The sequence below is a fragment of the Erwinia sp. INIA01 genome (assembly GCF_025947915.1).
Classification (GTDB): Bacteria; Pseudomonadota; Gammaproteobacteria; order Enterobacterales; family Enterobacteriaceae; genus Erwinia; species Erwinia coffeiphila.
The window spans coordinates 728,990-755,260 of record NZ_JAPDNC010000002.1; the positions used below are offsets into that span (position 1 = coordinate 728,990).

General features: G+C 54.4%; 22 protein-coding genes. 16 read left to right on the forward strand and 6 right to left on the reverse strand.

The window, feature by feature from the left end; all coding sequences use genetic code 11:
• Window positions 1-213: 213 nt before the first annotated feature.
• On the forward strand, window positions 214-1,362 hold the full coding sequence (gene mltA, locus OMR58_RS05165; RefSeq protein ID WP_105593910.1) for a murein transglycosylase A: 1,149 nt from the start codon (window positions 214-216) through the stop codon (window positions 1,360-1,362).
• A gap of 51 nt (window positions 1,363-1,413) precedes the next feature.
• On the forward strand, window positions 1,414-2,217 hold the full coding sequence (tcdA, locus tag OMR58_RS05170) for a tRNA cyclic N6-threonylcarbamoyladenosine(37) synthase TcdA (protein ID WP_200547054.1): 804 nt from the start codon (window positions 1,414-1,416) through the stop codon (window positions 2,215-2,217).
• Window positions 2,218-2,302: 85 nt separating this feature from the next.
• On the opposite strand, the gene csdE is transcribed toward tcdA, so the two are convergent.
• Both csdE and csdA read right to left on the reverse strand, forming a co-directional pair.
• The gene (csdE, locus tag OMR58_RS05175; protein ID WP_200563347.1) at window positions 2,303-2,743 is read right to left on the reverse strand and encodes a cysteine desulfurase sulfur acceptor subunit CsdE; all 441 of its coding nucleotides are present in this window, start codon (window positions 2,741-2,743) and stop codon (window positions 2,303-2,305) included.
• Between the two features lie 3 nt (window positions 2,744-2,746).
• On the reverse strand, window positions 2,747-3,952 hold the full coding sequence (csdA, locus tag OMR58_RS05180) for a cysteine desulfurase CsdA (protein WP_264545397.1): 1,206 nt from the start codon (window positions 3,950-3,952) through the stop codon (window positions 2,747-2,749).
• Window positions 3,953-4,177: 225 nt separating this feature from the next.
• On the opposite strand from csdA, the gene OMR58_RS05185 reads away from it, so the two are divergent.
• The 4 genes from OMR58_RS05185 to rlmM all read left to right on the forward strand — a co-directional run bounded on the left by OMR58_RS05185 (window position 4,178) and on the right by rlmM (window position 7,207).
• On the forward strand, window positions 4,178-4,402 hold the full coding sequence (locus OMR58_RS05185; protein ID WP_200547051.1) for a YgdI/YgdR family lipoprotein: 225 nt from the start codon (window positions 4,178-4,180) through the stop codon (window positions 4,400-4,402).
• Between the two features lie 350 nt (window positions 4,403-4,752).
• Entirely contained in the window at window positions 4,753-5,670 is a 918-nt protein-coding gene (locus OMR58_RS05190) for a transcriptional regulator GcvA (protein WP_105593915.1), read from the forward strand.
• Window positions 5,671-5,718: 48 nt separating this feature from the next.
• On the forward strand, window positions 5,719-6,114 hold the full coding sequence (locus OMR58_RS05195) for a DUF423 domain-containing protein (protein ID WP_105593916.1): 396 nt from the start codon (window positions 5,719-5,721) through the stop codon (window positions 6,112-6,114).
• Window positions 6,107-7,207, forward strand: a complete 1,101-nt coding sequence (rlmM, locus tag OMR58_RS05200) for a 23S rRNA (cytidine(2498)-2'-O)-methyltransferase RlmM (RefSeq protein WP_264545398.1) — start codon at window positions 6,107-6,109, stop codon at window positions 7,205-7,207. The genes OMR58_RS05195 and rlmM overlap by 8 nt, the downstream gene beginning before the upstream one ends.
• Before the next feature lie 159 nt (window positions 7,208-7,366).
• On the opposite strand, the gene xni is transcribed toward rlmM, so the two are convergent.
• From xni to queF, 3 genes are all read right to left on the reverse strand, one after another.
• Entirely contained in the window at window positions 7,367-8,128 is a 762-nt protein-coding gene (xni, locus tag OMR58_RS05205) for a flap endonuclease Xni (protein WP_200563353.1), read from the reverse strand.
• Between the two features lie 39 nt (window positions 8,129-8,167).
• Complete coding sequence (ppnN, locus tag OMR58_RS05210; protein WP_105593919.1) at window positions 8,168-9,532, reverse strand: nucleotide 5'-monophosphate nucleosidase PpnN; 1,365 nt, start codon at window positions 9,530-9,532, stop codon at window positions 8,168-8,170.
• A 166-nt stretch (window positions 9,533-9,698) separates the two neighbouring features.
• The gene (queF, locus tag OMR58_RS05215) at window positions 9,699-10,544 is read right to left on the reverse strand and encodes an NADPH-dependent 7-cyano-7-deazaguanine reductase QueF (protein ID WP_200563358.1); all 846 of its coding nucleotides are present in this window, start codon (window positions 10,542-10,544) and stop codon (window positions 9,699-9,701) included.
• A 120-nt stretch (window positions 10,545-10,664) separates the two neighbouring features.
• Here queF and syd point away from each other — a divergent pair, with 120 nt between their 5' ends.
• From syd to OMR58_RS05240, 5 genes are all read left to right on the forward strand, one after another.
• Window positions 10,665-11,219 (forward strand): SecY-interacting protein, encoded by a 555-nt coding sequence (gene syd, locus OMR58_RS05220; protein ID WP_200563360.1) that lies wholly within the window; start codon window positions 10,665-10,667, stop codon window positions 11,217-11,219.
• 646 nt (window positions 11,220-11,865) lie between these two features.
• Entirely contained in the window at window positions 11,866-12,192 is a 327-nt protein-coding gene (locus OMR58_RS05225) for a YqcC family protein (RefSeq protein ID WP_105593922.1), read from the forward strand.
• Window positions 12,192-12,935 (forward strand): tRNA pseudouridine(65) synthase TruC, encoded by a 744-nt coding sequence (gene truC / locus OMR58_RS05230; RefSeq protein WP_264545399.1) that lies wholly within the window; start codon window positions 12,192-12,194, stop codon window positions 12,933-12,935. Before OMR58_RS05225 ends, truC begins: the two co-directional genes overlap by 1 nt.
• Before the next feature lie 50 nt (window positions 12,936-12,985).
• Complete coding sequence (locus OMR58_RS05235) at window positions 12,986-13,435, forward strand: flavodoxin (protein WP_105593924.1); 450 nt, start codon at window positions 12,986-12,988, stop codon at window positions 13,433-13,435.
• A 61-nt stretch (window positions 13,436-13,496) separates the two neighbouring features.
• Entirely contained in the window at window positions 13,497-14,645 is a 1,149-nt protein-coding gene (locus tag OMR58_RS05240; RefSeq protein WP_200563365.1) for a glycerate kinase, read from the forward strand.
• Window positions 14,646-14,687: 42 nt separating this feature from the next.
• Here the strand turns inward: OMR58_RS05240 and barA are convergent, their stop codons facing one another.
• Window positions 14,688-17,417, reverse strand: a complete 2,730-nt coding sequence (gene barA, locus OMR58_RS05245; RefSeq protein ID WP_264545400.1) for a two-component sensor histidine kinase BarA — start codon at window positions 17,415-17,417, stop codon at window positions 14,688-14,690.
• A gap of 131 nt (window positions 17,418-17,548) precedes the next feature.
• Here barA and rlmD point away from each other — a divergent pair, with 131 nt between their 5' ends.
• The 5 genes from rlmD (at window position 17,549) to eno (ending at window position 26,165) form a co-directional block, all read left to right on the forward strand.
• Complete coding sequence (rlmD, locus tag OMR58_RS05250; RefSeq protein WP_105593927.1) at window positions 17,549-18,865, forward strand: 23S rRNA (uracil(1939)-C(5))-methyltransferase RlmD; 1,317 nt, start codon at window positions 17,549-17,551, stop codon at window positions 18,863-18,865.
• Window positions 18,866-18,895: 30 nt separating this feature from the next.
• Window positions 18,896-21,130, forward strand: a complete 2,235-nt coding sequence (relA, locus tag OMR58_RS05255) for a GTP diphosphokinase (RefSeq protein ID WP_200547040.1) — start codon at window positions 18,896-18,898, stop codon at window positions 21,128-21,130.
• A gap of 1,038 nt (window positions 21,131-22,168) precedes the next feature.
• Window positions 22,169-22,951, forward strand: a complete 783-nt coding sequence (mazG, locus tag OMR58_RS05260; RefSeq protein ID WP_200547039.1) for a nucleoside triphosphate pyrophosphohydrolase — start codon at window positions 22,169-22,171, stop codon at window positions 22,949-22,951.
• Between the two features lie 200 nt (window positions 22,952-23,151).
• Entirely contained in the window at window positions 23,152-24,789 is a 1,638-nt protein-coding gene (pyrG, locus tag OMR58_RS05265) for a glutamine hydrolyzing CTP synthase (RefSeq protein WP_105593930.1), read from the forward strand.
• Between the two features lie 80 nt (window positions 24,790-24,869).
• A complete protein-coding gene (gene eno, locus OMR58_RS05270; RefSeq protein ID WP_105593931.1) occupies window positions 24,870-26,165 on the forward strand; it encodes a phosphopyruvate hydratase in 1,296 nt (431 codons plus the stop codon).
• Window positions 26,166-26,271 lie beyond the last annotated feature (106 nt).

Here is a 26,271-nt window from a genome sequence, read left to right on the forward strand (position 1 = left end):
CATCCCGCGTCCGTGGATGCGCACTATACGCCGCATGGTTTTTCTTGCAACCCATTTTTTACGATAAATAGGAAAAAACGTGCCTTCCACTCATTATTTGAACCGGATGGTGAAATGTTGCACAAATCAGAGCGCTACAGCCGATGGCGCATTTAATTATGTCAGTGGCTTTGCTATCTTCGCGCTGGGTTTCTGCATAAAGGTAGATAAAGGATGAAAGGACATTGGGCTAAATATCTGGTGACCGGTACGCTGATGGCGTTGCTGGTTGGATGTTCGTCAAAACCGACCGATCGCGGTCAGCAGTATAAGGACGGTAAGCTGGATCAGCCGCTGGCTCTGGTTAACCAGCCCAATGCCAAAGGACGCCCGGTTAACGGCAAAGACTTTGCCGACCAGGTTTCACAGATTCGCTCAACCTCTTCCGGCATGTATTCACGCCAGTCCGGCACCTACAGCGCGATTCAGAGCTGGCTGATGGCCGGTGGTGATACTCGCCAGCTGCGCCAGTTCGGCCTTGATGCCTACCAGATGGAAGGGGCAGATAACTACGGCAATGTGCAGTTTACCGGCTATTACACGCCGGTCGTCCAGGCTCGTTATACGCGTCAGGGGGAATTCCAGTATCCTCTTTACCGTATGCCGCCGCGCGGCAAGGGTAAGCTGCCCAGCCGGGCACAGATCTACAGTGGCGCGCTCGGGGATCGCTATATTGCGGCCTGGAGTAACTCGCTGATGGATAACTTTATTATGGACGTGCAGGGCAGCGGCTATGTTGATTTCGGTGACGGCCGTCCGCTGATGTTCTTTGGTTACGGCGGCAAGAACGGTCACGCTTATCGCAGTATCGGCAAGGTGCTGATCGATCGCGGTGAGGTGAAGCGTGAAGATATGTCGATGCAGGCTATCCGCCAGTGGGGTGAAAACCACAGTCCGGAGCAGGTGCGTGAGCTGCTGGAGCAGAACCCTTCGTTTGTCTTCTTTAAGCCGGAAAATTTTGCACCAGTCCGCGGAGCCAGCGCCGTTCCGCTGATTGCGAAGGCCTCTGTGGCGGCCGACCGTTCGCTGATCCCGCCGGGTACTGCACTGCTGGCTGAGATCCCGCTGCTGGACAACAACGGTAAGTTCACCGGAAAATATGAGATGCGTATGATGGTGTCGCTGGATGTCGGCGGCGCAATTAAAGGGCAGCATTTTGATATGTACCAGGGCATTGGCCCGGAAGCCGGACATATGGCGGGATGGTATAATCACTATGGTCGCGTCTGGGTGCTGAAAGCCGCGCCGGGAACCGGTATGCCGTTGTTCTCTTCTGCCTCCACGCAAAATCGCACTCAGGGTTCGTTACTGGTTAGCCAGTAAACCCATCACGGGCCGGATTGCCGGCCCGACGTTTTTATCGAGGATGAATAAATGACTGCTTTATCTGACGCCTGGCTGCAACGTTTTGGCGGTACGGCGCGCCTGTACGGCCAGTCCGCGCTGCAGCTGTTTGCCGACGCCCATGTGTGCGTGGTCGGCATTGGTGGCGTTGGCTCCTGGGCGGCAGAAGCCCTGGCGCGTACCGGTATCGGCGCGATTACCCTGATTGATATGGATGATGTGTGCGTGACCAATACCAATCGTCAGATCCACGCGCTAAAGGATAATGTCGGTAAGGCAAAAACCGAGGTGATGGCGGAACGAATTCTGGAAATCAATCCGGAATGTCGAGTGACCTGTGTTGATGACTTTATTACCCCGGACAATACCGCAGCGTTGATGGGGCAGGGGTTCAGCTATGTGATTGATGCCATTGACAGCGTCAGGCCCAAAGCGGCGCTGCTGGCCTGGTGCCGCCGTAATAAAGTGCCGCTGGTGACCACCGGCGGCGCGGGTGGGCAGATCGATCCAACGCAGATCCAGGTTGCCGATCTGGCGAAAACCATTCAGGACCCGCTGGCGGCCAAGCTGCGTGAGCGGCTGAAAAGCGACTTTAACATCGTCAAAGGCAGTAAAGGCAAGCTTGGCATCGACTGTGTTTTTTCCACCGAAGCGCTGAAGTATCCACAGCCGGATGGTTCGGTCTGTGCATCGCGCACCACCGCCGAGGGGCCAAAGCGTATGGACTGCTCTGCCGGGTTTGGTGCGGCGACGATGGTGACGGCCACTTTCGGCTTCGTTGCGGTCTCGCACGCGCTGAAAAAAATGATGGCGAAGGCCGAACGCGCTGAATAGCATGCCCGGCTCTATCGATCAGAGGGCGGGATGTTCCAAAGTCGATACTGTCCGACCCGATGACGCCGGAAAGCCCATTTTATCTTTATTCTTTCGCCGCGCCGATCACTGCATCGGCCAGTGCCTGAAGCCCGGCACTGCGTGAGGAACTGAGTTGATCCTTCAGTCCCAACTGGCTGAACAGCTCAAGCGGATCGTTCTGCAACAGTTCTTCCTGAGTTTTTCCTTCCACGGCGGTAAGCAGCACCGCCAGCAAACCGCGCACGATCCTGCCTTCACTGTCGCCGTAAAAATGCAGCCTGCCGTCGGCCGCGCGCTGATGCCCCAGCCAGACGCGATTTTCACAGCCGCTGAGTTCAATGCTGCTGGTTTTCAGGGCTTCCGGCAGAGCAGGGAGCTGCTTGCCTAACAGAATCAGCTGACGGTAGCGATCTTCCCACTGTTTGAAGGTGGAGAACTGCTCAAGCAGGGAGGCGGCGGTAATCTGGGTGCCAAAAGGATGTGGCGCAAGCGTTTCTGTACTCATTAATCAGTCTGCCAGTAGTGTCAGGGCGGTGGTCATGGCCGCAGTCAGCGCGTCCACATCGGAAAGCGTATTATAGGGGGCAAATGAAGCGCGCAGTGTACCACTGACGCCCAGCGCCGCCAGTAAAGGCTGAGCACAGTGCTGGCCGGACCGCAGGGCAATACCGCTTTCCGCCAGCAGAGTCACCACATCGCTGTGATGCACGCCGGCAATATCAAAAGCCAGCAGGCTGGAACCGCTGCTGCGGAAGCTGCGAAAACCCGGCAGTGAAGCGAGCCGTGCTTCCGCTAAATCAGCCAGATCGCAGGACCAGCGCTCAGCCGCAGCAACATCAATGCCGTCCAGCCACTCCAGCGCCGCACTCAGCCCGACGACTCCGGCGACGTTTGGCGTGCCCGGTTCAAAACGCCAGGGCACGGCCTGCGGCGTAAAACCGTCAAAGCTGACGGTGGTGAGCATTTTGCCGCCGCCCTGCCACGGGGACATCTCCGCCAGCAGATCGGGTTTTCCGTACAGCGCACCGATGCCCATCGGGCCATACAGCTTATGGCCGGAAAACGCATAGAAATCAATATCAAGAGCCTGAACATCCGGCGGACAGTGAACGACACCCTGTGCACCGTCGACCATCACTTTGGCTCCAGCCGCATGGGCGAGGTGAATGATTGTCGCCAGGTCCGGGCAGCCGCCGGTCACGTTCGACATCTGCCCGATGGCCAGCAGGCGAGTGCGCGGGCTAAGCAGTGCGGGAAGCTGCGCCATATCCGGCAGGCGGTCCGGGCCAATTGGCCACTTCACCACCTTTGCGCCGGTCTGCTCTGCCACTATCAGCCAGGGGACCAGGTTGGCATGATGCTCTGACTCGCTGACGAGGATCTCGTCTCCCGGTTGTAGTCGGGAGCGCAGATAGCTCTGAGCAACGAGGTTGATGGCTTCAGTGGTGCCTTTTGTCCAGATGATGCTGTTAGCGTCGGCTGCATTAAGCAGGCCAGCCACCTGGCCCCGCGCATTTTCGTAACGTTCGGTCAAACGCCGTGCTGCGGCAAACTGGCTGCGGTGGACGGTACCAGCGCTCAGGCGATAAAACTCTTCCGTTGCCGCAATAACCGCCTGGGGTTTCAGGGCAGTGGCGGCGCTGTCAAGGTAGCAGCCGGTTTCATTGAGCGCAGGAAACTGCTGGCGGAACTGCTGCGGGGTAAATGACTTCATACACTCCTCATTAACCCTGCGGGTTAGTGGATTCAATTAGGATAAGGCTTAAAAAAATCGCGGTTTCCTGGCAAAGCTGAGAAAGCGGGTTATGCTGAATATTGCATGCTTTAAGCTATTACCCGCATAAGAGAACCGTCTTGTCAGTTTTTTTTATCGTCATTTGTCGGTTTACAAGTCGTTCTGCGGGTAGTTTCTCGGATTACAATCTGCAAGGAGATAAAGATGAAAAAATTAGCCGCAGTTCTGGCCGCAGGTGCAATGGTATTCACTCTGGCTGCTTGTTCAAGTAACTATGTGATGCACACCAATGACGGACGCACGATTGTCGCCGAGGGTAAACCCTCTGTTGATGACGATACCGGTATGATCAGCTACAAAGATGCTAATGGCAACAAGCAGCAGATCAACCGCTCCGATGTGAAAGAGATGGCCGAGATGGGGCAGTAATTTTTGCCCTGCAATAAAAAAAGCACCGCAATTTGCGGTGCTGTAAAAATCACTATGGACAGACAGGGTAAATCTACAGGAATAAACGGTAGCGGAGCTACCAGACCTTAAAATAGTCAGGTCAATTGCAAACACAACATCACGACCACAAGCCAAAAGCCCTCAAAATTCAGCGTGTTAACGCGAAATTCCAAAACACTTTTCGTTCCGGCTCAGGAAGTGCGGCAACTATAGGTATTTGCTGGTAGTTCCTCAACGGACAAATTATAATGTCTCGGATAAAAAAAACTAATACGTTACTCTGTGTTGCAAAGTAACTTCAGGCTGTGAATCAAAAGTGCCCATCTACCATGTCTAAACGTTTACCACCGCTTAATGCGTTGCGTGTTTTTGACGCTGCTGCGCGTCATCTCAGCTTCACCAAAGCCGCAGAAGAACTGTTTGTTACCCAGGCCGCCGTTAGCCATCAAATTAAGTCTTTAGAGGATTTTCTTGGGCTGAAGCTGTTCCGCCGCCGTAACCGTTCGCTGCTGCTGACCGAAGAAGGGCAGAGCTATTACCTCGATATTAAAGAGATTTTTACCGCACTGAATGATGCCACCCGCAAGCTTCAGGCGCGCAGTGCCAAAGGTGCATTAACCGTCAGCCTGTTACCGAGTTTCGCCATTCAATGGCTGGTTCCCCGGCTGACCAGCTTTAACTCAGCTTATCCGGGGATTGATGTGCGTATCCAGGCGGTGGATCGCGATGAAGAGAAACTGGCCGACGATGTTGATGTGGCGATTTTCTACGGTCGCGGCAATTGGCCAGGGCTGCGGGTGGAAAAACTGTATGCGGAGTATCTGCTGCCGGTGTGTTCACCGCAGCTGTTAACCGGTGAACATCCACTGACGTCACCCGCCGTACTGAGCAATCACACACTGCTGCACGATGCCTCGCGTCGGGACTGGCAGGCCTACACGCGGCAGCTGGGGTTGAATGCCATTAACGTGCAGCAGGGTCCCATTTTTAGTCACAGCGCCATGGTGCTTCAGGCCGCTATTCATGGACAGGGCGTAGCGCTGGCGAATAACGTGATGGCGCAGAGTGAAATTGAAGCGGGCCGCCTGGTTTGCCCGTTTAACGATGTGTTAGTCAGTAAAAATGCTTTTTATCTGGTTTGTCATGACAGTCAGGCAGAACTGGGTAAAATAGCCGCCTTCCGGCAATGGATACTGGCGAAAGCGGCGAGCGAACAGGAAAAATTTCGTTTTCGCTATGAGCAATAAGCAGCCAGAACGCGGCAATCACCGCAGGTTTGAGTGAGGAACTACCGAATGTCCAGTCGTGCAATGCTGATCTTTTCAGCGATTAGTGGCCTCTTTTTCGTCGCGCTTGGGGCGTTTGGTTCCCACGTATTAAGTAAGTCCCTGGGGGCGATAGAGATGTCATGGATGAAAACGGGCCTGGAATACCAGGCGTTTCATACCCTGGCAATACTCGGCATGGGTGCTGCGATGCTGCGCCGTGCCAATATCTGGTTCTACTGGAGCAGTGCATTTTTGGCGCTGGGAACGGTGCTGTTCAGTGGCAGCCTGTATTGCCTGGCGCTGTCACACCTGAAGGTCTGGGTATACGTTACACCGATTGGCGGCACCTGCTTCCTGGTCGGTTGGATTTTGATGTTGATTGGCGCACTGCGTCTGAACAAAAAGGCAGAACGCCATGAATAAAGTTTTACTCTATTGCCGTCAGGGTTTTGAGAAAGAGTGTGCCGCGGAAATCACGGCAAAGGCCGCCGAGCGTGAAGTGTATGGCTTCGCCCGGGTGAAAGAAGATTCCGCTTATGTGCTGTTTGAGTGCTATCAGCAGGGCGAAGCGGAAAAGCTGATTAATGAGCTGCAGTTCAGCCAGCTGATTTTTGCTCGCCAAATGATTGTGGTGGGTGAGCTGCTGCGTGATTTACCGCAGGAAGATCGCATCACTCCGGTGGTCGGTATGCTGACCGGCGCGGTGCAAAAAGGCGGGGATCTGCGGGTCGAGGTGCCGGATACCAACGCCAGTAAAGAACTGCTGAAGTTCTGCCGTAAGTTCACCGTACCGCTGCGCGCCAGCCTGCGTAAGGCCGGCGTGCTGCTGAACTACGAGAGCGCTAAGCGCCCGGTAGTCCACGTGTTCTTTATCGCGCCGGGCTATTGCTACGTTGGTTACTCGCTGTCGCACAACAACTCACCGTTCTTTATGGGCATTCCGCGCCTTAAGTTCCCGTCGGATGCGCCAAGCCGTTCTACCCTGAAGCTGGAAGAAGCCTTCCACGTCTTTATTCCTGCTGACGAATGGGATGAGCGCCTGGCCAGCGGAATGTGGGCGGTCGATTTGGGCGCTTGCCCGGGCGGCTGGACCTATCAGCTGGTGAAGCGCAGCATGATGGTGAATGCGGTGGATAACGGCCCGATGGCGCCGAGCCTGATGGAGACCGGGCAGGTTTTCCACCAGCGTGAGGACGGTTTCAAGTACCGTCCAACTCGTAACAATAACTACTGGCTGGTCTGCGACATGGTAGAAAAACCGGTGCGCGTAGCCAATCTGATGGTTGACTGGCTGTTGAACGGCTGGTGCCGGGAAGCCATTTTCAATCTCAAGCTGCCGATGAAAAAGCGCTATGAAGAAGTCTCGCAGAATCTGGCAATGATTGAAGAAAAGCTGAAGGCTGAAGGGATCAATGCCCAGATTCAGGCACGCCAGCTGTATCACGATCGTGAAGAGGTAACGGTACATATTCGTCGTATCTGGAGCGCCATTCCGGGCCGCCGCGACGAGCGTTGATTGATTTTATAGCCTGAGCCATCGTATCGAATTTGCCTGCCGTAACGCTCCGGCAGGCATTGAGTTTACCCGTCTCAAACGTGCATAACTCAGGAGCGCAGCTGTTTCAGGACAAATGCTTTCCGGTGCGCTTGCAGCCAACCAGCTGTAAGCCAGCGCTTAATTTCTGACGGGTAGCCTTAGCTCTTTCAGGTTACCTTCCAGCTGCAAATCGGTTCTCAGCGTGGCTACCTGCTTGCAAATCCCGGCCATTTCCTGATGTTCAATCAATTTATTACGCCACTTATCGGGCACGGCATCAATCTGCCGATAGATCTCTGCCAGGCTGCCGAACTGCTGTAGCAGCTGTGTCGCACTTTTCCCGCCGATCCCGGCAACGCCCGGAATTTTACTGCTGCCGATCCCTGCCAGCCCCCAGTAGTCGGTAAGCTGCGCGGGAGCCACGCCAAACTCGGCGGCAATAAACGGCACGTCCAGCCAGCGTTTCTGGAAGTAGTCACGGATCATGATCTGCGGTGCCAGCAGCTGGCAGTAGCCTTTATCGGTAGAAACAATCGTTGCCTGGTGACCGGCGGAGGCGATTTTGCTGGCCAGCGTGGCGGCAAGATCGTCGGCTTCATCTCCGGCAGAGTGCCAGCTGGCAATGCCCACGCTGGCAAACGCGGCCCGCAGTAGCGGCATCTCGTCACGCAGTGAATCAGGCATCGGTGAACGCCCGGCTTTGTAATCCGGCAGCAGTTGATGCCGCCAGCTTTCCTGACGATCTTCATCGTCAAACACCGCTACGGCGTGGGTGGGCTGACTGTGCAGCAGCAGTTGGCGAACCGCATTCAGGCAGGCTTCCTGGCAGGGCGAACCCTGAACCGCGTGAATACGCCGAATCAGATTCAGCGCATCAATAATTAACAGGTGAACAGACATAAACAAGAGTCCTGAGCGGCCCGCGGGCCGCTCGCAGGGTTACTTAATGATTTCGTAGCAGGGGACATAGGCGCTGCCCGGTAGCTTCATGCGCTGCTGGGCAACGAAGCCCTGCAGTAGTTCATCCATACGGTGCATAAGCTGCGGGTCGCCGTGTAGTTTATACGGGCCGTTCTCTTTAATTGCGCGAATCCCCACATCCTTGACGTTGCCCGCAACGATACCGGAAAAAGCCCGGCGCAGTGCGGCCGCAAGCTGCTCTGCGGGCTGATCGGGATAGAGGTTCAGGTTAGCCATGTTTTCGTGGCTGGGTACGAACGGGATCTGAAGGTCCGGTGCAATGCGCAGTGCCCAGTTAAAGCTGTAGGCATCACCGGTTTCACGACGATACTCTTTCACCTTTGGCATTGCTTTTTTCATCTGCCGTGCGACTTCAGCCGCATCATCAATGATGATGCTGTAGTGCTTGCGCGCCTGCTCGCCCAGCGTGGTGACGATAAATTCATCCAGCACGCGGAAGTAATCTGCGCTCTCTTTAGGCCCGGTCAGGATCAGCGGCAGCACCTGATCGTGGTTGTGCGGATTCATCAGAATACCCAGCAGGTAAAGCAGCTCTTCCGCTGTTCCTACCCCGCCCGGGAAGATCAGGATACCGTGCGCGATACGGACAAACGCTTCCAGGCGTTTTTCGATATCCGGCATAATAATCAACTCGTTAACCAGCGGGTTTGGCGGCTCGGCGGCAATAATCGACGGCTCGGTCATACCGATAAAGCGGCCTTCTTTATAGCGCTGCTGCGCATGGCCGACCGCGGCGCCCTTCATGGGGGCTTCCATCACGCCAGGCCCGCAGCCGGTACAGATATTTAACTCGCGCAGACCAAGCTGGGCACCGACGCTGCGGCAGTACTGATATTCCACGGCGTTGATCGAATGGCCGCCCCAGCACACCACGGTATTAGGCTCTTCCCCGACGTGCAACGCACGCGCGTTGCGCAGAATTGAGAACACCAGATTGGTGATATGCACGGAGTTTTCCGTGTTCAGCTGCTGCGAACGCCCGGCATTATCAATTTGTCCGTTAACAAAAAGAATATCGCGCAGCACGGCAAACAGGTTGGCCTGCAGTGAGCGGATTAGTCGCCCGTCAACGAAGGCATCTTCAGGGGGATTAATCAGTTCCAGCTTTACACCGCGCTCGCGGCGCAGCACGTTGATATCGAAACTTTCAAAACGGGCGAGTAACTCCTGGCTGCTATCGGTCTGGCTTCCGGAGTTAAGTACGGCAAGAGAGCAGTTACGGAACAGCTGGTAGAGATCGCTGCTGGCCGTGCGCTTCAGCATATCGACTTCCAGTTGGGAAAGCAGATCCATTGAGCCGAGTGGGCTGATTTGTGTAATCAATTGAACTCCTTTACACCCGCCAGGGTGAGCGGTAACTCCACGGCAGCCGCGACAGGATACATCACGGCCACCATGGTCATAATCCTGGGCAGCTAAGCTGCTGCCTCCCTTCAGATTAGCCCTGTCTGATGATGTTTAACAACAGGATACGTGCTCAACTTCACAATTACTGCCGCACCAGCCGTGACCGACCAGGCTTAAAATCGGCATTGGTTCGCCATGGGTTGATATCCAATCCACCGCGCCGGGTATAGCGAGCATAAACGCTCAGCGCTTCCGGCTGGCAGAAGCGCAGAATATCGCTGAAAATGCGCTCAACGCACTGTTCGTGAAACTCATTGTGGTGGCGGAAGGAGACCAGGTAGCGCAGCAGTGCTTCCCGCTGAATGCGTGGACCACGATAGCTGATTTGTACCGATCCCCAGTCCGGCTGGTTGGTGATCAGGCAGTTTGATTTCAGCAGATGGCTGACCAGCTGTTCTTCAACAATCTCACCATCGGTGGCATCACGCAGGTAGTCGGCGTTAAATTCATAGCTGTCGATGACGATGTCCTGCTCATCAATACAGTGGCCGTCAAAGTGGCCGATTGGCTGGCCTTCAATTTCCTGCAGTCGGAATAGCGCCACGCTGACTTCGCCCTCGGCGCAGGCGCTGAGATCGCGCTCCAGCGTACGGCGGACTTCTCCCCAGTCGCTGAACTGAGTCTGGTTAAAGCTGTTAAGGTACAGTTTGAAGCTCTTGGATTCGATCAGATTTACACTGTCTGCAGACAGTGAAACTTCCCCGACGGCAACCTGCGGCAGGCCCTTGCTGTTTAGCCAGGACAATTCATACAGCGTCCAGATATCTGCGCCGCTAAAAGGCAGGTTATCAGGATATAACCCCAGAGGTTCACGATTCAGGCTGCGCGGAACCGCCTGCAGCAGCGCAGGCTGGTAGCTGTCGTGGTATTCTGTTGGTTTACCCAGCGTCAGGCCCTCAAGTGCCTGATGATTGTTGTAGCTAGACATCGTGTTACCTTATCGCCCGTACTGGCAGGCGCTGTTGCGAATTCGTCGGTCATCCGTCCGGAGGTACTCCGGGCAATAGTGGGCGCTAGTGTACCTTAGCCAGGAAAGAGTGAAAAAAGAATGATTGAACAAACCACCAAGGCATTAAACGATTTTACCCGACGCTACTGTGAGCAGTGGCAGCAGCAGACTGGCCATGCGCCAGCCAGCGGCGAACTCTACGGTATCCCTTCGCCGTGCATTGTGGCGACCCATGAAGATGACGTGTGGTGGTTGCCCCAGCCCTTCACGCTGGCAAAAAATCTGGATGCGGTTGAGCGCGCGCTGGATATTCAACTTCAGCCCGATGTGGCGGCGTTCTATACCGCACAATTTGCCGGTGATATGGCCGGAACTTATGACGGAAAGGCACTGTCTTTAATTCAGGTATGGAGCGAAGATGACTTTACCCGCGTTCAGGAAAACCTGATTGGTCATCTGGTGATGAAGCGTCGTCTGAAGCATTCGCCGACTTTATTTATCGCTACCACCGAATCTGAGCTGGAAGTGGTCTCGGTATGTAACCTTAGCGGTGAGGTCATCATTGAGCAGTTAGGCACACAGAAAAAGCAGGTAATAGCGTCTTCCATTGAGAGTTTTCTTACTTATTTACAACCCCTTACTTCAGCCGATTAAGACTGTAGCGATCTGTTTTGTGAGAGATGTCTTACATAAGATGTAAGAGATCGCTATGGATCGCCCAGATATTTCATGCAACATAAAATCAAAATTCATACGTATCATTAGGTTATGAATTTCCCTTGAGGTTTCTCCATTCAAGCGATGAAAAAGGGCTCACAGGTATCTTGTTTGCTTATCTCAGTCTGGCAAACTTATCGCCATCACGAAGGACACTCAGAACATCGAGATTAACGTCAGGATGATGTGCTCATGGAACGAGTGGGACCCATCGGGATGATGATGCAGGGAAAGGCTTCACAGATGAAGCGAGGACACCTCAGGATGAGGTAAGGGACACCTCCAGGACGGAGAATGTGAGCCGCACAGGATGGCGGTGGTTAAGGATATGAAAGGATTATTGCCAGGAAGGCATTCGCTCAGGATAGCGCAGGGAAAAGTTTTCAAGGATGAGCAGGGAGCATTAAGGTAGCAGGATAGCTGCAAACGAACCGGGAGCACTGTTTTTACAGTGCTCCCTTTTTTTATGCCTGTTTTTCAGGGGGAAGCGTCTAATCTTAACGTGATGGCGGGAGTTGCGGCTCTGACCGCGATAGGTATATGCTTTGCGCCCTTTTCCTGGCACATTTTTAAGAGGTGAATCATGAGCCGTGAACTCGAAGTTCAGGAACGTTTGCAGGCTATTGAGCAGCAGCTTAAGTCCTGTGGCCTTTGGCAGTCATTTGCCCCTAATAGCGAGGCTTTTGCCAGCGTAGAACCCTTCTGTGTGGATACCATGACCCCACCGCAGTGGCTGCAATGGATTTTCCTGCCGCGCATGCAGGCACTGCTGGATGCAGGAGCGCCTCTGCCGGTAACGCTGGCGATCGCACCTTATTATGAAGTGGCACTGGAAGGCGACATTCCACAGCGCGCTAAGCTGCTGCACTGTCTGAATGCCATTGACCAGCTGTTTGAGTCACCGAACTAATGCTGGAAATTATCTATCAGGACAGCTGGCTGGTGGCCGTCAATAAGCCTTCAGGCTGGCTGGTGCACCGTAGCTGGCTGGATCGCCACGAAACGGTATTTGTGATGCAGACGGTGCGCGATCAAATTGGTCAGCACGTTTACACCGTTCATCGGCTCGATCGCCCGACCTCCGGTGTTCTGTTGATGGCACTGTCGAGCGAAACGGCCCGCCTGCTGTCGCAGCAGTTTGAACAGCATCAAATCCAGAAAACCTATCATGCCGTGGTGCGCGGCTGGCTGGAAGGGGATGAACTGCTGGATTATCCCCTGACCGAAGAGCTGGATAAAATTGCCGATAAATTTAGCCAGCCGGATAAAGCGCCGCAGCCTGCCACAACGCACTGGCGCGGCGTAGCAACCACCGAACAGCCGGTACCGGTCAGCCGCTATCCCAGCTCGCGCTATTCACTGGTGGAAATGCTGCCGCAGACCGGCCGTAAACACCAGCTTCGTCGCCATATGACTCATCTGCGACACCCGATTATTGGCGACAGTGCGCACGGTGACTTAAAGCAAAACCGCAGCGCGGCGCAGCATTTTGGTATGAACCGGTTGATGCTGCATGCCAGCAAACTAGAGTTAGCTCATCCAGTCACCGGTGAGCCGCTTGAACTGCGTGCCGGGTTGGACGGAGTCTGGCAGCGGGCAATGCAGCAGTTTGGCTGGCAGAATTGTCTCCCTGAGGTTCCAGGGTTGAGTTAAACGAGGAAACCCCGCAGGATAGTGGGCAAATTTAGCATCCGGAGAGAATGATGGCTGAGGTAGGCATTTTTGTTGGTACGGTATACGGAAACGCGCTGTTGGTGGCTGAAGAAGCAGAGCCGCTGCTGGCGGAAGCCGGTCACCAGGTGAAGATTTTTGAAGATCCTAAGCTGGATGACTGGAAGCGCTATGAAGGACAGGTCGCGCTGGTGATTACCTCCACAACCGGGCAGGGTGATTTGCCGGACAGTATCGCATCCTTATTCCATGGTATTAAAGACAGCCTCGGCTACCAGCCAACCCTGCGCTACGGCGTTATTGCGCTGGGTGACAGCAGCTATGACGATTTCTGCGGCGCGGGCAAGAAATTTGACGCACTGCTGCAGGAACAAAGTGCCGTCCGCGTGGGTGATGTTCTGCTGGTGGATGCCGGTGAAAACCCGGAGCCGGAAGAAGTAACCTCGCCGTGGGTGGAGCAGTGGGCTAAGCTGATTAGCTAGTCAATGCTCATCGGGCGGCCCTGCCGGGTCGCCCTGCTTTCATCCGCTGATGGGATAGCCTGTGAAAATTGTTATCGCCCCAGATTCTTACAAAGAAAGCCTCTCTGCATTGGATGTTGCCTCGCAGATTGAAAAAGGTTTTCGCGAAATATTTCCCCATGCTCACTATGTCAAACTGCCGGTTGCCGATGGCGGTGAAGGGACGGTGGAAGCGATGGTTGCCGCAACGGGAGGGAAAATCATCCCGCTCCGCGTTACCGGTCCGCTGGGCAATCCCGTTGATGCTTTCTACGGCCTTTCCGGTGACGGGTGCTGCGCAATTATTGAAATGGCGGCGGCAAGTGGGCTGGAACAGGTTCCACCCGCCAGTCGTGATGTCCTGCATGCTACCAGCTGGGGAACCGGTGAGCTGATCCGCCATGCTCTGGACAGCGGTATTGAGCATGTGATTATCGGTATTGGCGGCAGCGCGACCAACGACGGTGGTGCCGGCATGGTACAGGCACTTGGCGTAAAATTGCTGAATCATCAGGGCGAGGAAATTGGCCCCGGCGGTGCGGCACTGGCCCAGCTGGCTAATATTGATGTCAGCGGGTTAGACCCGCGTATTGCCCGCTGCCGTATAGAAGTTGCCTGTGATGTGACTAACCCGTTGACGGGTGAGCAGGGGGCTTCGGCGGTATTTGGTCCGCAAAAGGGCGCAACTCCGCAGCAGGTCCGCCAGTTGGATGCAGCGCTGGCGCATTTCGCCGCGATAATCCAGCGCGATCTGGCGGTGGATGTACTTAACGTTCCCGGCGGCGGTGCTGCGGGCGGCATGGGGGCGGGGCTGTATGCTTTTTGCCAGGCCACGCTGCGCCCGGGCATTGAAATTGTTACCGATGCCCTCGGGCTGGATGAGCTGGTGCGGGATGCCACGCTGGTGATCACCGGTGAAGGGCGCATTGATAGTCAAACTATTCATGGCAAGGTGCCGGTCGGCGTGGCGCGCATTGCCAAACGTTACAATAAGCCGGTGATTGCTATTGCCGGCAGTCTGACGAGTGATGTTGGCGTCGTACACCAGCACGGCCTTGATGCCGTATTCAGTGTGATCTATAGAATTTGCAGCCTTGAAGAAGCGTTACAGGAAGCGGCAGAAAACGTGCGTTTGACCGCACGCAATGTCGCGGCAACGCTGCTGGCCGGACGGATAATTACCGACAACTGATCGGTGTGTCTTCTGAGCCCGCTGCGCTTAGCGGGCTCAGGTTCAGGATGTTTTTAACTGTTCTCTGGCCAGCTGCGCCACGTTATCCATCTCATCCAGCAGCTCGAGCAATTCAGGCTCAATGGCGGCGATATCCTCATGTTTCATTAAACTCTGCTCCAGTTCCTGGCAAAGCTTTTTCATATGCGGCACGCCGCTGTAGCTGGCGCTGCCGTGCAGTTTATGAATGATGTCACGCAGACCCGCCGGGTTATTGGTTTCCATAAACTGTTCCACCAGCGTACGGACCTCCGGCAGGAAATCGACCAGCATTTGCAGCAGATCGCGTGCCAGATCGGGCTTATTCGCAGCCTGGCGTAACGCCAGAGCCCAGTCCAGTGATATAGGGCCACTCTGCGGCAGAAGCAGGGTTTCTTTCCTGGCAGGCAGATAACGCGCCAGCAGATGACTCAGTTTTTGCTCATCAATCGGTTTGGCCAGGTAGTCATTCATGCCGGCTTTAGCCAGCTTTTCGCGTTCGCCTTCCAGTGCGTGTGCCGTAACGGCGACAATCGGCGTGTTGTGATGCTGGGGGAGTTCGCGTATGACTTCACTCGCACGGATACCGTCGATATCCGGCATCTGAATATCCATCAGAATAATGTCCAGATTCTGCTGCCTTGCCTGTTGAATAGCCGATTCTCCACTGTCGCACAGGACAATATGTTCAACCAGCTCCTCCAGCAGCGCGCCGATTAGCTTCAGATTAGCCGGATTATCATCTACGGCCATGACGCGGATCGACAGGCGTGAGCTGCCGGACTGAGGGGGAATATCGCGCGTGTGGTGATCCACCAGGATCGGCAACAGGCGGGCCATGGAAAGGGGCTTAATCAGACAGGCGGTTACGCCACGTGCTTTTAGCTGTTCAGCATAGATTTGCATCTGGAAAGGCAGCGCAAGGATCAGGCTATTGGCACGCTGTAGCATCGGCGACAGCTGTTCTCCGGTAATTTCCTGGGTGTTATGTACATCAATCGGCAACCCGAGCAGCAGTACATCGTAGTGCGTTTCCTGCAAACCGGCGAGCGACGGGCTGTAACTGACTTTCATCGGCGTGGCGCTCAGCATATCCAGCATCGCCTGAGCCGCGGCGGTATTGGATTCAACATAGGCCAGGTGCTGGCCTGTAAGGCAGTCGAGCATGTGGGGATCGCTGGCGGCATTCGGGTTCAGCGCCAGATTAACGTGGAACCAGAAGGTGGAGCCGTGATTCAGGCGGCTGTGGAAGGAAATCTCTCCGCCCATTTCATTCACCAGCTTTTGCGTAATGACCAGCCCCAGACCTGTGCCCCCGTGGCGGCGGGAAATGCTGGCATCCGCCTGGCGGAAGGCCTGGAACAGCTGCGACTGCTGCTTTTCAGAAATACCGATGCCGGTATCATGGATTTGCACTTCCAGTTCCATGCGATTGTTGCTTAGTGCGCGCTTCTCCACGCGGATATCGATATTACCGCGCTCGGTAAATTTAATCGCATTACCGAGCAGGTTCACAATAATCTGCTGCATACGCAGCGGATCGCCGATGGCGTTATCCGGCACGTCGCTCTGAATATTCAGCGTCAGCTCCAGCCCTTTCTCATGCGCCGACTGCGCCAGCAGTACCACGACTTCATCCAGCGTGGCGCGCAGCGGGAACGGAATGGTTTCCAGAACCAGTTTGCCGGCCTCCAGCTTAGAGAAGTCCAGCACGTCGTTAATGATGCTCAGCAAGTTATTGGCCGACCGCTCGATGGTATTCAGATAGTCGCGTTGGGTTGAGTTAAGCGTTGTTTTCAGCGTCTGGCGGGTAAAACCGATCACCCCGTTAAGCGGCGTACGCAGTTCGTGGGACATATTGGCAAGGAATTCAGATTTAATTCGCGCCGCTTCCTGCGCCCGTTTTTTTGCCAGATCCAGTTCAACGTTTTGAATTTCCATCTGCTCAAGCGTTTCACGCAGGTCGGAGGTGGCCTGATCGATATTCTGCTGCATCTCTTCGTGATAGGCCGTCAGCGACATGGCCATCGAGTTAATGCCGTTTTTCAGTACGTCCAGCTCGCCGAGCATGTAGCCTTCCATTCGGCTGTCGAGCTGGCCGCGGCGAATACGGTCTACGGTACTGACCATATTGCGAATGGGCCCCGTCACATCCCGCATCAGGCGATAGGCAAACAGCATGGCAATGCACAGGCAGAGCAGCACCAGCAGAGTGGAGATAAACACCTCTTTATACTGCTGTAGCCGGACGGATTGCAGATCGAGTTCAATCGCAACGTAGCCCAGCGGGTTACCGGTTGGTTTGGCATCCCAGCCTGGTGACTCGTCCGGGTAGTAACTTTCCGACAGGATCGGCGTTCGCAGGATCACCGAGTTACCGTGACGTTCCTTCAAATAGCGGGCAGTGAGAGGCGTATTGTCTGGCATACGCAGCAGATCGGGATTTTGCAGATAGTTCGACGTCACAAACAGCCTGTTGTGATCGTCAAAGACGGAAATTGCCCGAACGATATCCGAGTGACGCCGATGGAGCAGGCTGACCAGCTGGCGAACCGACTCGCGGCTTCGGAAGGTCATGCCATACTCACTGGAAACCGCCAGTGGCTCAATGATGTTGATCCCGGCGTCGGTAAGCTGGCTCTGTAATTCGTTATAGCGGTTGACCACAAAAAAAGTTGAGAGCAGCAGTCCGATCATCAGCGTTGGTGCCAGGATCAGAATCATCATTCGCGCCCGCAGGCTGTATTTGGTCATAGTATTCCCTGTGAGAAACGGCTTGCTCCACTTTCCTGCGACATTTTATCCTGTACAGGTCGAATTCCATCACTCGCCAGGGTAGGCTACGCCGATTTTTTTCGGCACTACGTTTGAGAAGCAATGAAATAATGGCGCAATTCTACTCTGCAAAACGGCGCGTGACGACCCGCCAAAAAATAACAGTTGTCGTTAACGATCTTGATGCATTTGGTCAGGGCGTGGCACGCCATAATGGCAAAGCGCTTTTTGTGCAGGGAGCACTGCCTGGTGAACAGGTTGAAGTTGAAATCAGTGAAGATAAGCGCCAGTACTCACGGGGTTCGGTCAAGCGAATTCTGGCGGCTAGTCCACAGCGTGTTCAGCCCCGCTGTCCGCATTATAGTCGCTGCGGCGGCTGCCAGCAGCAGCATGTGCCGGTTGAGCTACAGCAGCAAAGTAAAGCCAGCGCGCTGGCACATATGCTTTCAAAGGAGAGCGGTTCACCGGTCGCGGTGGATGATATTATTTCCGGCCAGGCATGGGGCTATCGGCGGCGCGCGCGTCTGAGCCTGAATTATCAGGTAAAAACGCAAACTCTACAGATGGGGTTTCGCGAGCAGGCCTCCAGTGATTTGGTCAGTATCACCCAGTGCCCCATTTTGAAGCCCGAACTTAATGCGTTAATTCAGCCGCTTCATCTATTGTTAAGCGGGCTACAGGCCGTCAGGCGACTTGGCCACGTTGAACTGGTGCTGGCAGATAACGGTCCGCTGCTGGTTTTGCGTCATCTTGATGCACTAAGCGCTGCGGATCGTCAAAAACTGGAACAGTTTTCGCATAAACATCAACTGTCGCTGTTTCTTGCGCCGGATAGTGACACTCTGGAGCAGCTTAACGGGGAAATGCCGGTTATCCATTCCGGTTCGTTAGGTTTGACCTTCAGCCCGCGAGATTTTATCCAGGTTAACGATGAGGTTAATCAGCAGATGGTGGCCCGTGCGCTGGCGTGGCTGGACCTGCAACCGCACGATCGGGTGCTGGATCTGTTCTGCGGAATGGGCAATTTTACCCTGCCTATGGGAAATTTGGCTGAAAATGTCGTGGGTGTGGAGGGTGTTGCAGCATTAGTGGCAAAGGCTGCGTATAATGCAGCATTAAATAATCTGAACAATGTCGCGTTTTACCAGCATAACCTTGAAGAAGACGTGACAAGTCAGCCCTGGGCTGGCGAAGGATTCAATAAGGTGTTACTGGACCCGGCACGTGCCGGAGCGGCCGGAGTGATGGAGCATATTGTTAAACTTGCGCCGGAACTCGTGGTCTATGTTTCCTGTAACCCGACAACACTTGCCAGGGACAGTCAGGTACTCCTGAAGTCCGGCTACCAATTGGAGCGGGTGACAATGCTCGATATGTTTCCACATACCGGGCATCTGGAATCCATGGTGCTGTTTAGCCGAAAATAAGCCCTGAACGGGGCTATGCCAGGAGAGGATATGGTTGCGGTAAGAAGTGCACATTTGAATACGGCTGGCGAGTTTGCCCTCGACCAATGGATCACCAGTCTGGGGATCTCCAACCAGCAGTCATGTGAACGACTGGCCGATACCTGGCGCTATTGTGAAACCGCGACCAAAGGACACCCCGATGCCGCGCTGCTGCTGTGGCGTGGTGTTGAAATGGTGGAAATTCTCTCCATGCTCAGCATGGACAATGAGACACTGCGCGCGGCGCTGCTGTTCCCGCTGGCCGATGCGAATGTCGTCACTGAAGAGGTGCTGGAAGAGCACTTCGGCAAGCCTATCGTCTCGCTGGTCCACGGCGTGCGCGATATGGATGCGATTCGCCAGCTGAAAGCCACCCATAACGATTCCATGGCCTCTGAACAGGTCGATAACGTTCGCCGTATGCTGCTGGCGATGGTGGAAGACTTCCGCTGCGTAGTGATTAAGCTGGCCGAACGTATTGCACACCTGCGTGAGGTCAAGGATGCGCCGGAAGATGAGCGCGTACTGGCGGCGAAAGAGTGTACCAATATCTATGCTCCGCTGGCTAACCGGCTGGGGATTGGCCAGCTGAAGTGGGAACTGGAAGATTTCTGTTTTCGCTATCTGCACCCTGATGAATACAAACGTATTGCTAAACTGCTGCATGAACGCCGTATCGATCGCGAAGATTATATTGATACGTTCGTACAGTCGCTGCGTGATGAAATCGTCAAAGAGGGCGTTAAGGCCGAGGTGTATGGTCGCCCGAAACACATCTACAGCATCTGGCGTAAGATGCAGAAAAAATCGCTGGCCTTCGATGAGCTGTTCGACGTACGTGCGGTGCGCATCGTAGCCGAACGCCTGCAGGACTGCTACGGCGCGCTGGGGATTGTACATACCTTGTATCGCCATCTTCCCAGCGAATTTGATGACTATGTCGCTAACCCAAAACCGAACGGCTATCAGTCGATCCATACCGTGGTGCTGGGGCCGAAAGGCAAAACCGTTGAAATTCAAATTCGTACCCGTCAGATGCATGAAGATGCCGAGCTGGGCGTGGCGGCGCACTGGAAGTATAAAGAGGGCGGAACGGGCGGCAGCGTGCGGGGTGCGTCCGGCCATGAAGAGCGTATTGCCTGGCTGCGTAAGCTGATTACCTGGCAGGAAGAGATGGCCGATTCTGGCGAAATGCTCGACGAAGTGCGCAGCCAGGTGTTCGACGATCGGGTATATGTATTTACCCCGAAAGGCGATGTGGTGGATCTGCCCGCCGGTTCCACGCCGCTGGACTTCGCTTACCATATTCACAGCGATATCGGCCACCGCTGCATCGGTGCCAAAATCGGTGGCCGCATTGTGCCGTTCACCTATCAGCTGCAGATGGGCGATCAGATCGATATCATCACCCAGAAGCAGCCGAATCCGAGCCGCGACTGGTTGAACCCAAATCTGGGCTACGTGACGACCAGCCGCGGGCGTTCGAAGATCCATGCCTGGTTCCGCAAGCAGGATCGTGACAAGAATATTATTGCCGGTCGGCAGATCCTGGATAACGAACTGGATCACCTGGATATCAATCTGAAGGATGCAGAGAAACTGCTGCTGCCGCGCTACAACTTCAACACGCTCGATGAACTGCTGGCGGCTATTGGCGGTGGCGATGTGCGCCTCAATCAGATGAGCAACTATCTGCAGTCGAAGCTGAATAAGCCGAGTGCGGAAGAAGAAGATCGCGAAGCGCTGCGCCAGCTGACGCAGAAAACCTCGAACAGCGTGCCGCGCAGTAAAGAGAGCGGCAGGGTGGTTGTCGAGGGGGTTGGCAATCTGATGCACCATATTGCCCGCTGCTGCCAGCCGATCCCGGGCGATGACATTACCGGATTTATTACTCAGGGCCGCGGTATTTCCATTCACCGCGCCGACTGCGATCAGTTGGCCGATCTGATGTCGCATGCGCCGGAGCGTATTGTGGATGCGGTGTGGGGGGAAACCTATTCCAGCGGTTATTCGCTGGTGGTGCGGGTGACGGCCAACGATCGCAGCGGTTTGCTGCGTGATATCACCACGATTCTGGCCAACGAGAAGGTTAACGTGCTGGGCGTGTCCAGCCACAGCGATACTCGTAAGCAGCTGGCAACGATTGATATGGATATTGAGATTTACAATCAGCAGGTGCTGAGCCGGGTGCTGGCGCGGTTGAATCAGGTGCCGGATATTATTGATGCGAAGCGTTTGCACTGATAGTTGGTGATGGCTGCTGGTTGCGTGGCGGCGGGGTGTTGATCGTCGCGGCGCGATCGGTGGTTGGCCTATCGGTGCAGGTGTGGTTGGCTGATAACCTGTGATGTATTCCTGGATGGGGCGGGGGCGTGGCTGCGTGTTTGATCGTCGCTGCATGATCTGCGGTTGGCCTATCGGTGCAGGCGGGCTTCGCGGACTCGCCGTGAATATGTCCCTATAGGCTCGACGGGCGCGTCCATGCGCCCGACGGTCCGCGAAGCCCGCCTGCACCGATTGCTTAACGACTTTTGTGTTGCTGTGAGTTAAACCGAATTCTCTCTGTTGGTCTTGTGTCTCCTGGAAAGTATGTTGTTGCAGTGAACCTATTGCTGGTTGGCTGGTTGGCTGGTTGGCTGGTTGGCTGGTTGGCTGGTTGAGTGTTGTCGCTATATCGATGCCCCGTATGATGCTGGAGCTGGAGCTGGAATTGCTCTGCGATTGCGACCAGAACCAAAGCTGGAAGAAGAAACCTGTGTTCCTGAAAGCAGTATGAGTTCTTTACAGCGAGCGCGATCGGAAGATTATCGCCACACGCTCATCCGTATGGTGAACGTACAGGCCGAATAAGTTAGATCTTCGCAAAAGTAATGAAATCAATATTATCCCACTCTTTTTGCCAGAATCCCGTAATTGCCAATTAGCACCACTTTGTTGATTTTTCCTGCGTTGTTACTTGCAAGCTGAATTTTGCGGGGCTGATAAGATTGGCCCCGGGTTATGACATCAATATCGCTCAGCTTTTTGCTACAATCCCAAAATTGTTCACCAATTTCGTTTTTATATCGCCGCAACACGATGATATGAAGGTGAACGTTATGGGGCAGAAAAGCCGAGTGTCTGCGGCAGGGAGGCCGCAGCCAAGCCCACACGGACGTGTTAACGGCGGCTCGGCGTTCTGCCCCATAACGGTCGCCCGAGCACGAGACCGGAAGCATCTCGAAAGCTCAATAACGGTTATCCTCATTCCATTGATTATTCCTACAACAAGGACTCACCACTATGAACGCTCTCGATCGCCTGCTGGGCATCATGAAAACCCTGCGCGATCCGGAACACGGCTGCCCGTGGGATCGCCAGCAAACCTATGCCACCATCGCCCCCTATACCCTGGAAGAAACCTATGAAGTTATCGACGCCATCGATCGCGCCGACTTCGACGACCTGCGCGGTGAACTTGGCGACCTGCTGTTCCAGGTGGTGTTTTACGCCCAGATGGCGCAGGAAGAAGGGCGTTTCAACTTCGACGATATCTGCAACGCCATCAGCGACAAGCTGGAACGCCGCCATCCGCATATCTTTGCCGGTGCGACAGTGGCCGACAGCGCCGAAGTGCTGGTGAACTGGGAAAAAATCAAAAGCGATGAGCGCGCGGAAAAAGCACAGCACTCGGTGCTGGACGATATCCCACATGCGCTGCCCGCGCTGATGCGTGCGCATAAAATTCAGAAACGCTGCAACAGCGTTGGCTTTGACTGGGACACGTTGGGACCGGTGCTGGGTAAAGTGTACGAAGAGATTGATGAAGTGATGCACGAGGCTCAACAGGCGGTTGTCGACCAGGACAAGCTGGAAGAGGAGATCGGCGACCTGCTGTTTGCAACGGTGAATTTGTCGCGTCATCTGGGCAAAAAGGCGGAAACCGCGCTGCAAAAGGCCAATGTCAAGTTTGAGCGTCGATTCCGTCAGGTTGAGCAAATTATCGCCGAACAGGGCCTGGAAATGCAGCAGGCGACGCTGGAACAGATGGAAGCCGCGTGGCAACAGGTCAAATTCAAGGAATAATTGGCTGACACGATTCAACAAAAATGTGACGCACATCAACATCCTGAATTAAGAAATCAGGTAGTCTCAGAGTGATAAAAGCGGTGGAATAGTCACAACATGGAAACGATTAATTGTCGGCAAGAGGGGTTTCGGGTATACTATTTTCCCGTCCTGGTTATTCATTCCATCGTCTTTAAACCTACATTCTCAGGTTCAGCATGACAACGAACTATATTTTTGTGACCGGCGGGGTCGTTTCCTCTCTGGGTAAAGGCATTGCCGCAGCCTCCCTGGCCGCCATCCTCGAAGCGCGTGGTCTTAACGTGACCATCATGAAGCTGGACCCGTACATCAACGTGGACCCAGGTACCATGAGCCCAACTCAGCACGGCGAAGTGTTCGTCACTGATGACGGCGCGGAAACCGATCTGGATCTCGGTCACTACGAGCGCTTCATCCGTACCAAGATGAGCCGTCGTAACAATTTCACGACTGGCCGTATTTACTCTGAAGTCCTGCGCAAAGAGCGTCGCGGCGACTATCTGGGTGCGACCATTCAGGTTATCCCGCATATCACCAATGCCATTAAAGAACGCATCATTGAAGGTGGCGAAGGCCACGATGTCGTGCTGGTGGAAATTGGCGGTACTGTGGGCGACATCGAATCCCTGCCGTTCCTCGAAGCGATCCGCCAGATGGCGGTAGACGTCGGCCGTGAACACACCATGTATATGCACCTGACTCTGGTGCCGTATATGGCGGCAGCGGGTGAGGTGAAAACCAAACCTACTCAGCATTCAGTGAAAGAACTGCTGTCTATCGGTATTCAGCCTGATGTGCTGATCTGCCGTTCAGATCGCGCCGTACCGGCTAACGAACGTGCGAAAATCGCCCTGTTCTGTAATGTTCCGGAAAAAGCGGTTATCTCACTGAAAGATGTTGATTCAATCTACAAAATCCCAGGCATGCTGAAGTCTCAGGGCCTGGATGATTACATCTGTAAACGCTTCAACCTGAACGCACCGGAAGCCAACCTGGCCGAGTGGGAGCAGGTGATTTACGAAGAAGCCAATCCGGGTGGCGAAGTGAACATCGGTATGGTCGGCAAATATGTCGAACTGCCTGACGCTTACAAATCCGTAATCGAAGCGCTGAAGCACGGCGGCCTGAAAAACCGAGTCACCGTCAACATCAAACTGATCGATTCGCAAGATGTTGAAACACGCGGTGTGGAAGTGCTGAAAGGTCTGGATGCTATTCTTATCCCTGGTGGCTTCGGCTATCGCGGTGTGGAAGGCAAACTGATGACCGCGCAGTACGCTCGCGAAAACAACATCCCTTACCTGGGTATCTGCCTGGGTATGCAGGTTGCGCTGATGGAGTTCGCTCGTAACGTAGCCCATATGGAAGGCGCTAACTCTACCGAGTTCGTACCTGACTGTAAGTATCCGGTTGTTGCGCTGATCACCGAATGGCGTGATGAAGAAGGCAACGTTGAGCAGCGTACCGAGCAGAGCGATCTGGGCGGCACCATGCGCCTGGGCAGCCAGCAGTGTCAGCTGACCGACGACAGCCTGGTGCGCAAGCTGTACGGCAGCGACACCATCGTTGAGCGTCACCGTCATCGTTATGAAGTCAACAATATGCTATTGAAGCAGATTGAAGCAGCGGGATTACGTGTTGCAGGCCGCTCCGGGGATGACCAGCTGGTTGAGATTATTGAAATCCCTAACCACCCATGGTTTGTTGCGTGTCAGTTCCATCCGGAATTCACCTCAACACCTCGTGACGGACACCCGCTGTTCAGTGGCTTTGTAAAAGCCGCCAGCGAGTACCAAAAGCGTTTGGCAAAATAAGTATTTTCATAACCACCTGATGCCGCAGGGTTTCAGGTGGTGTGTCTAAGTTTAAGCTAACTTGTACTGAGGAAAAACTAATGTCCAAAATCGTTAAAGTCATCGGTCGCGAAATCATCGACTCCCGTGGAAACCCGACCGTTGAAGCCGAAGTGCATCTGGAAGGCGGTTTCGTTGGTCTGGCAGCAGCTCCATCAGGCGCTTCTACCGGTTCCCGTGAAGCCCTGGAACTGCGTGACGGTGACAAATCTCGTTTCCTGGGTAAAGGCGTAACTAAAGCTGTTGCAGCCGTTAACGGTCCTATCGCTGAAGCGGTAACCGGTAAAGATGCAAAAGACCAGGCAAACATCGACAAGATTATGATCGATCTGGACGGTACCGAGAACAAATCCAAGTTTGGTGCTAACGCCATCCTGGCTGTTTCTCTGGCTGCTGCTAAAGCCGCAGCTGCCTCTAAAGGTCAGCCACTGTACGAGCACATTGCTGAACTGAACGGCACCCCGGGCAAATTCTCTATGCCACTGCCAATGATGAACATCATCAATGGTGGTGAGCACGCCGACAACAACGTCGACATCCAGGAATTCATGATTCAGCCTGTTGGCGCGAAAACTATCAAAGAAGCGATCCGTATCGGTTCTGAAGTTTTCCACAACCTGGCTAAAGTACTGAAAGCGAAAGGCCTGAACACCGCTGTGGGTGATGAAGGTGGCTACGCGCCTAACCTGGGTTCTAACGCAGAAGCACTGGCTGTTATCGCTGAAGCGGTTAAAGCAGCAGGTTACGAGCTGGGTAAAGATGTTACCCTGGCGATGGACTGTGCAGCGTCTGAGTTCTACAAAGACGGTAAATACGTACTGGCTGGCGAAGGCAACAAAGCCTTCACTTCTGAAGAGTTCACTCACTTCCTGGAAGATCTGACCAAACAGTACCCAATCGTTTCTATCGAAGACGGTCTGGACGAATCTGACTGGGCTGGTTTCGCATACCAGACCAAAGTGCTGGGCGACAAAATCCAGCTGGTTGGTGACGATCTGTTCGTAACCAACACCAAGATCCTGAAAGAAGGCATCGAGAAAGGCATCGCTAACTCCATCCTGATCAAATTCAACCAGATCGGTTCTCTGACCGAAACTCTGGCTGCGATCAAAATGGCGAAAGATGCTGGCTACACTGCGGTTATCTCTCACCGTTCAGGCGAAACCGAAGATGCAACCATCGCTGACCTGGCGGTAGGTACTGCAGCGGGCCAGATCAAAACCGGTTCTATGAGCCGTTCTGACCGTGTTGCTAAGTACAACCAGCTGCTGCGTATTGAAGAAGCGCTGGGCAACCGTGCACCATTCAACGGTCTGAAAGAAGTTAAAGGTCAGTAATGACTGACGGTTCGCAGCGGCCTGCGCGGCTGCGGACAGATTGAAAAAAGCCCCGTCATGACGGGGCTTTTTTACGTCCGGCTGGCGCGATGGCCAGGCGATAATT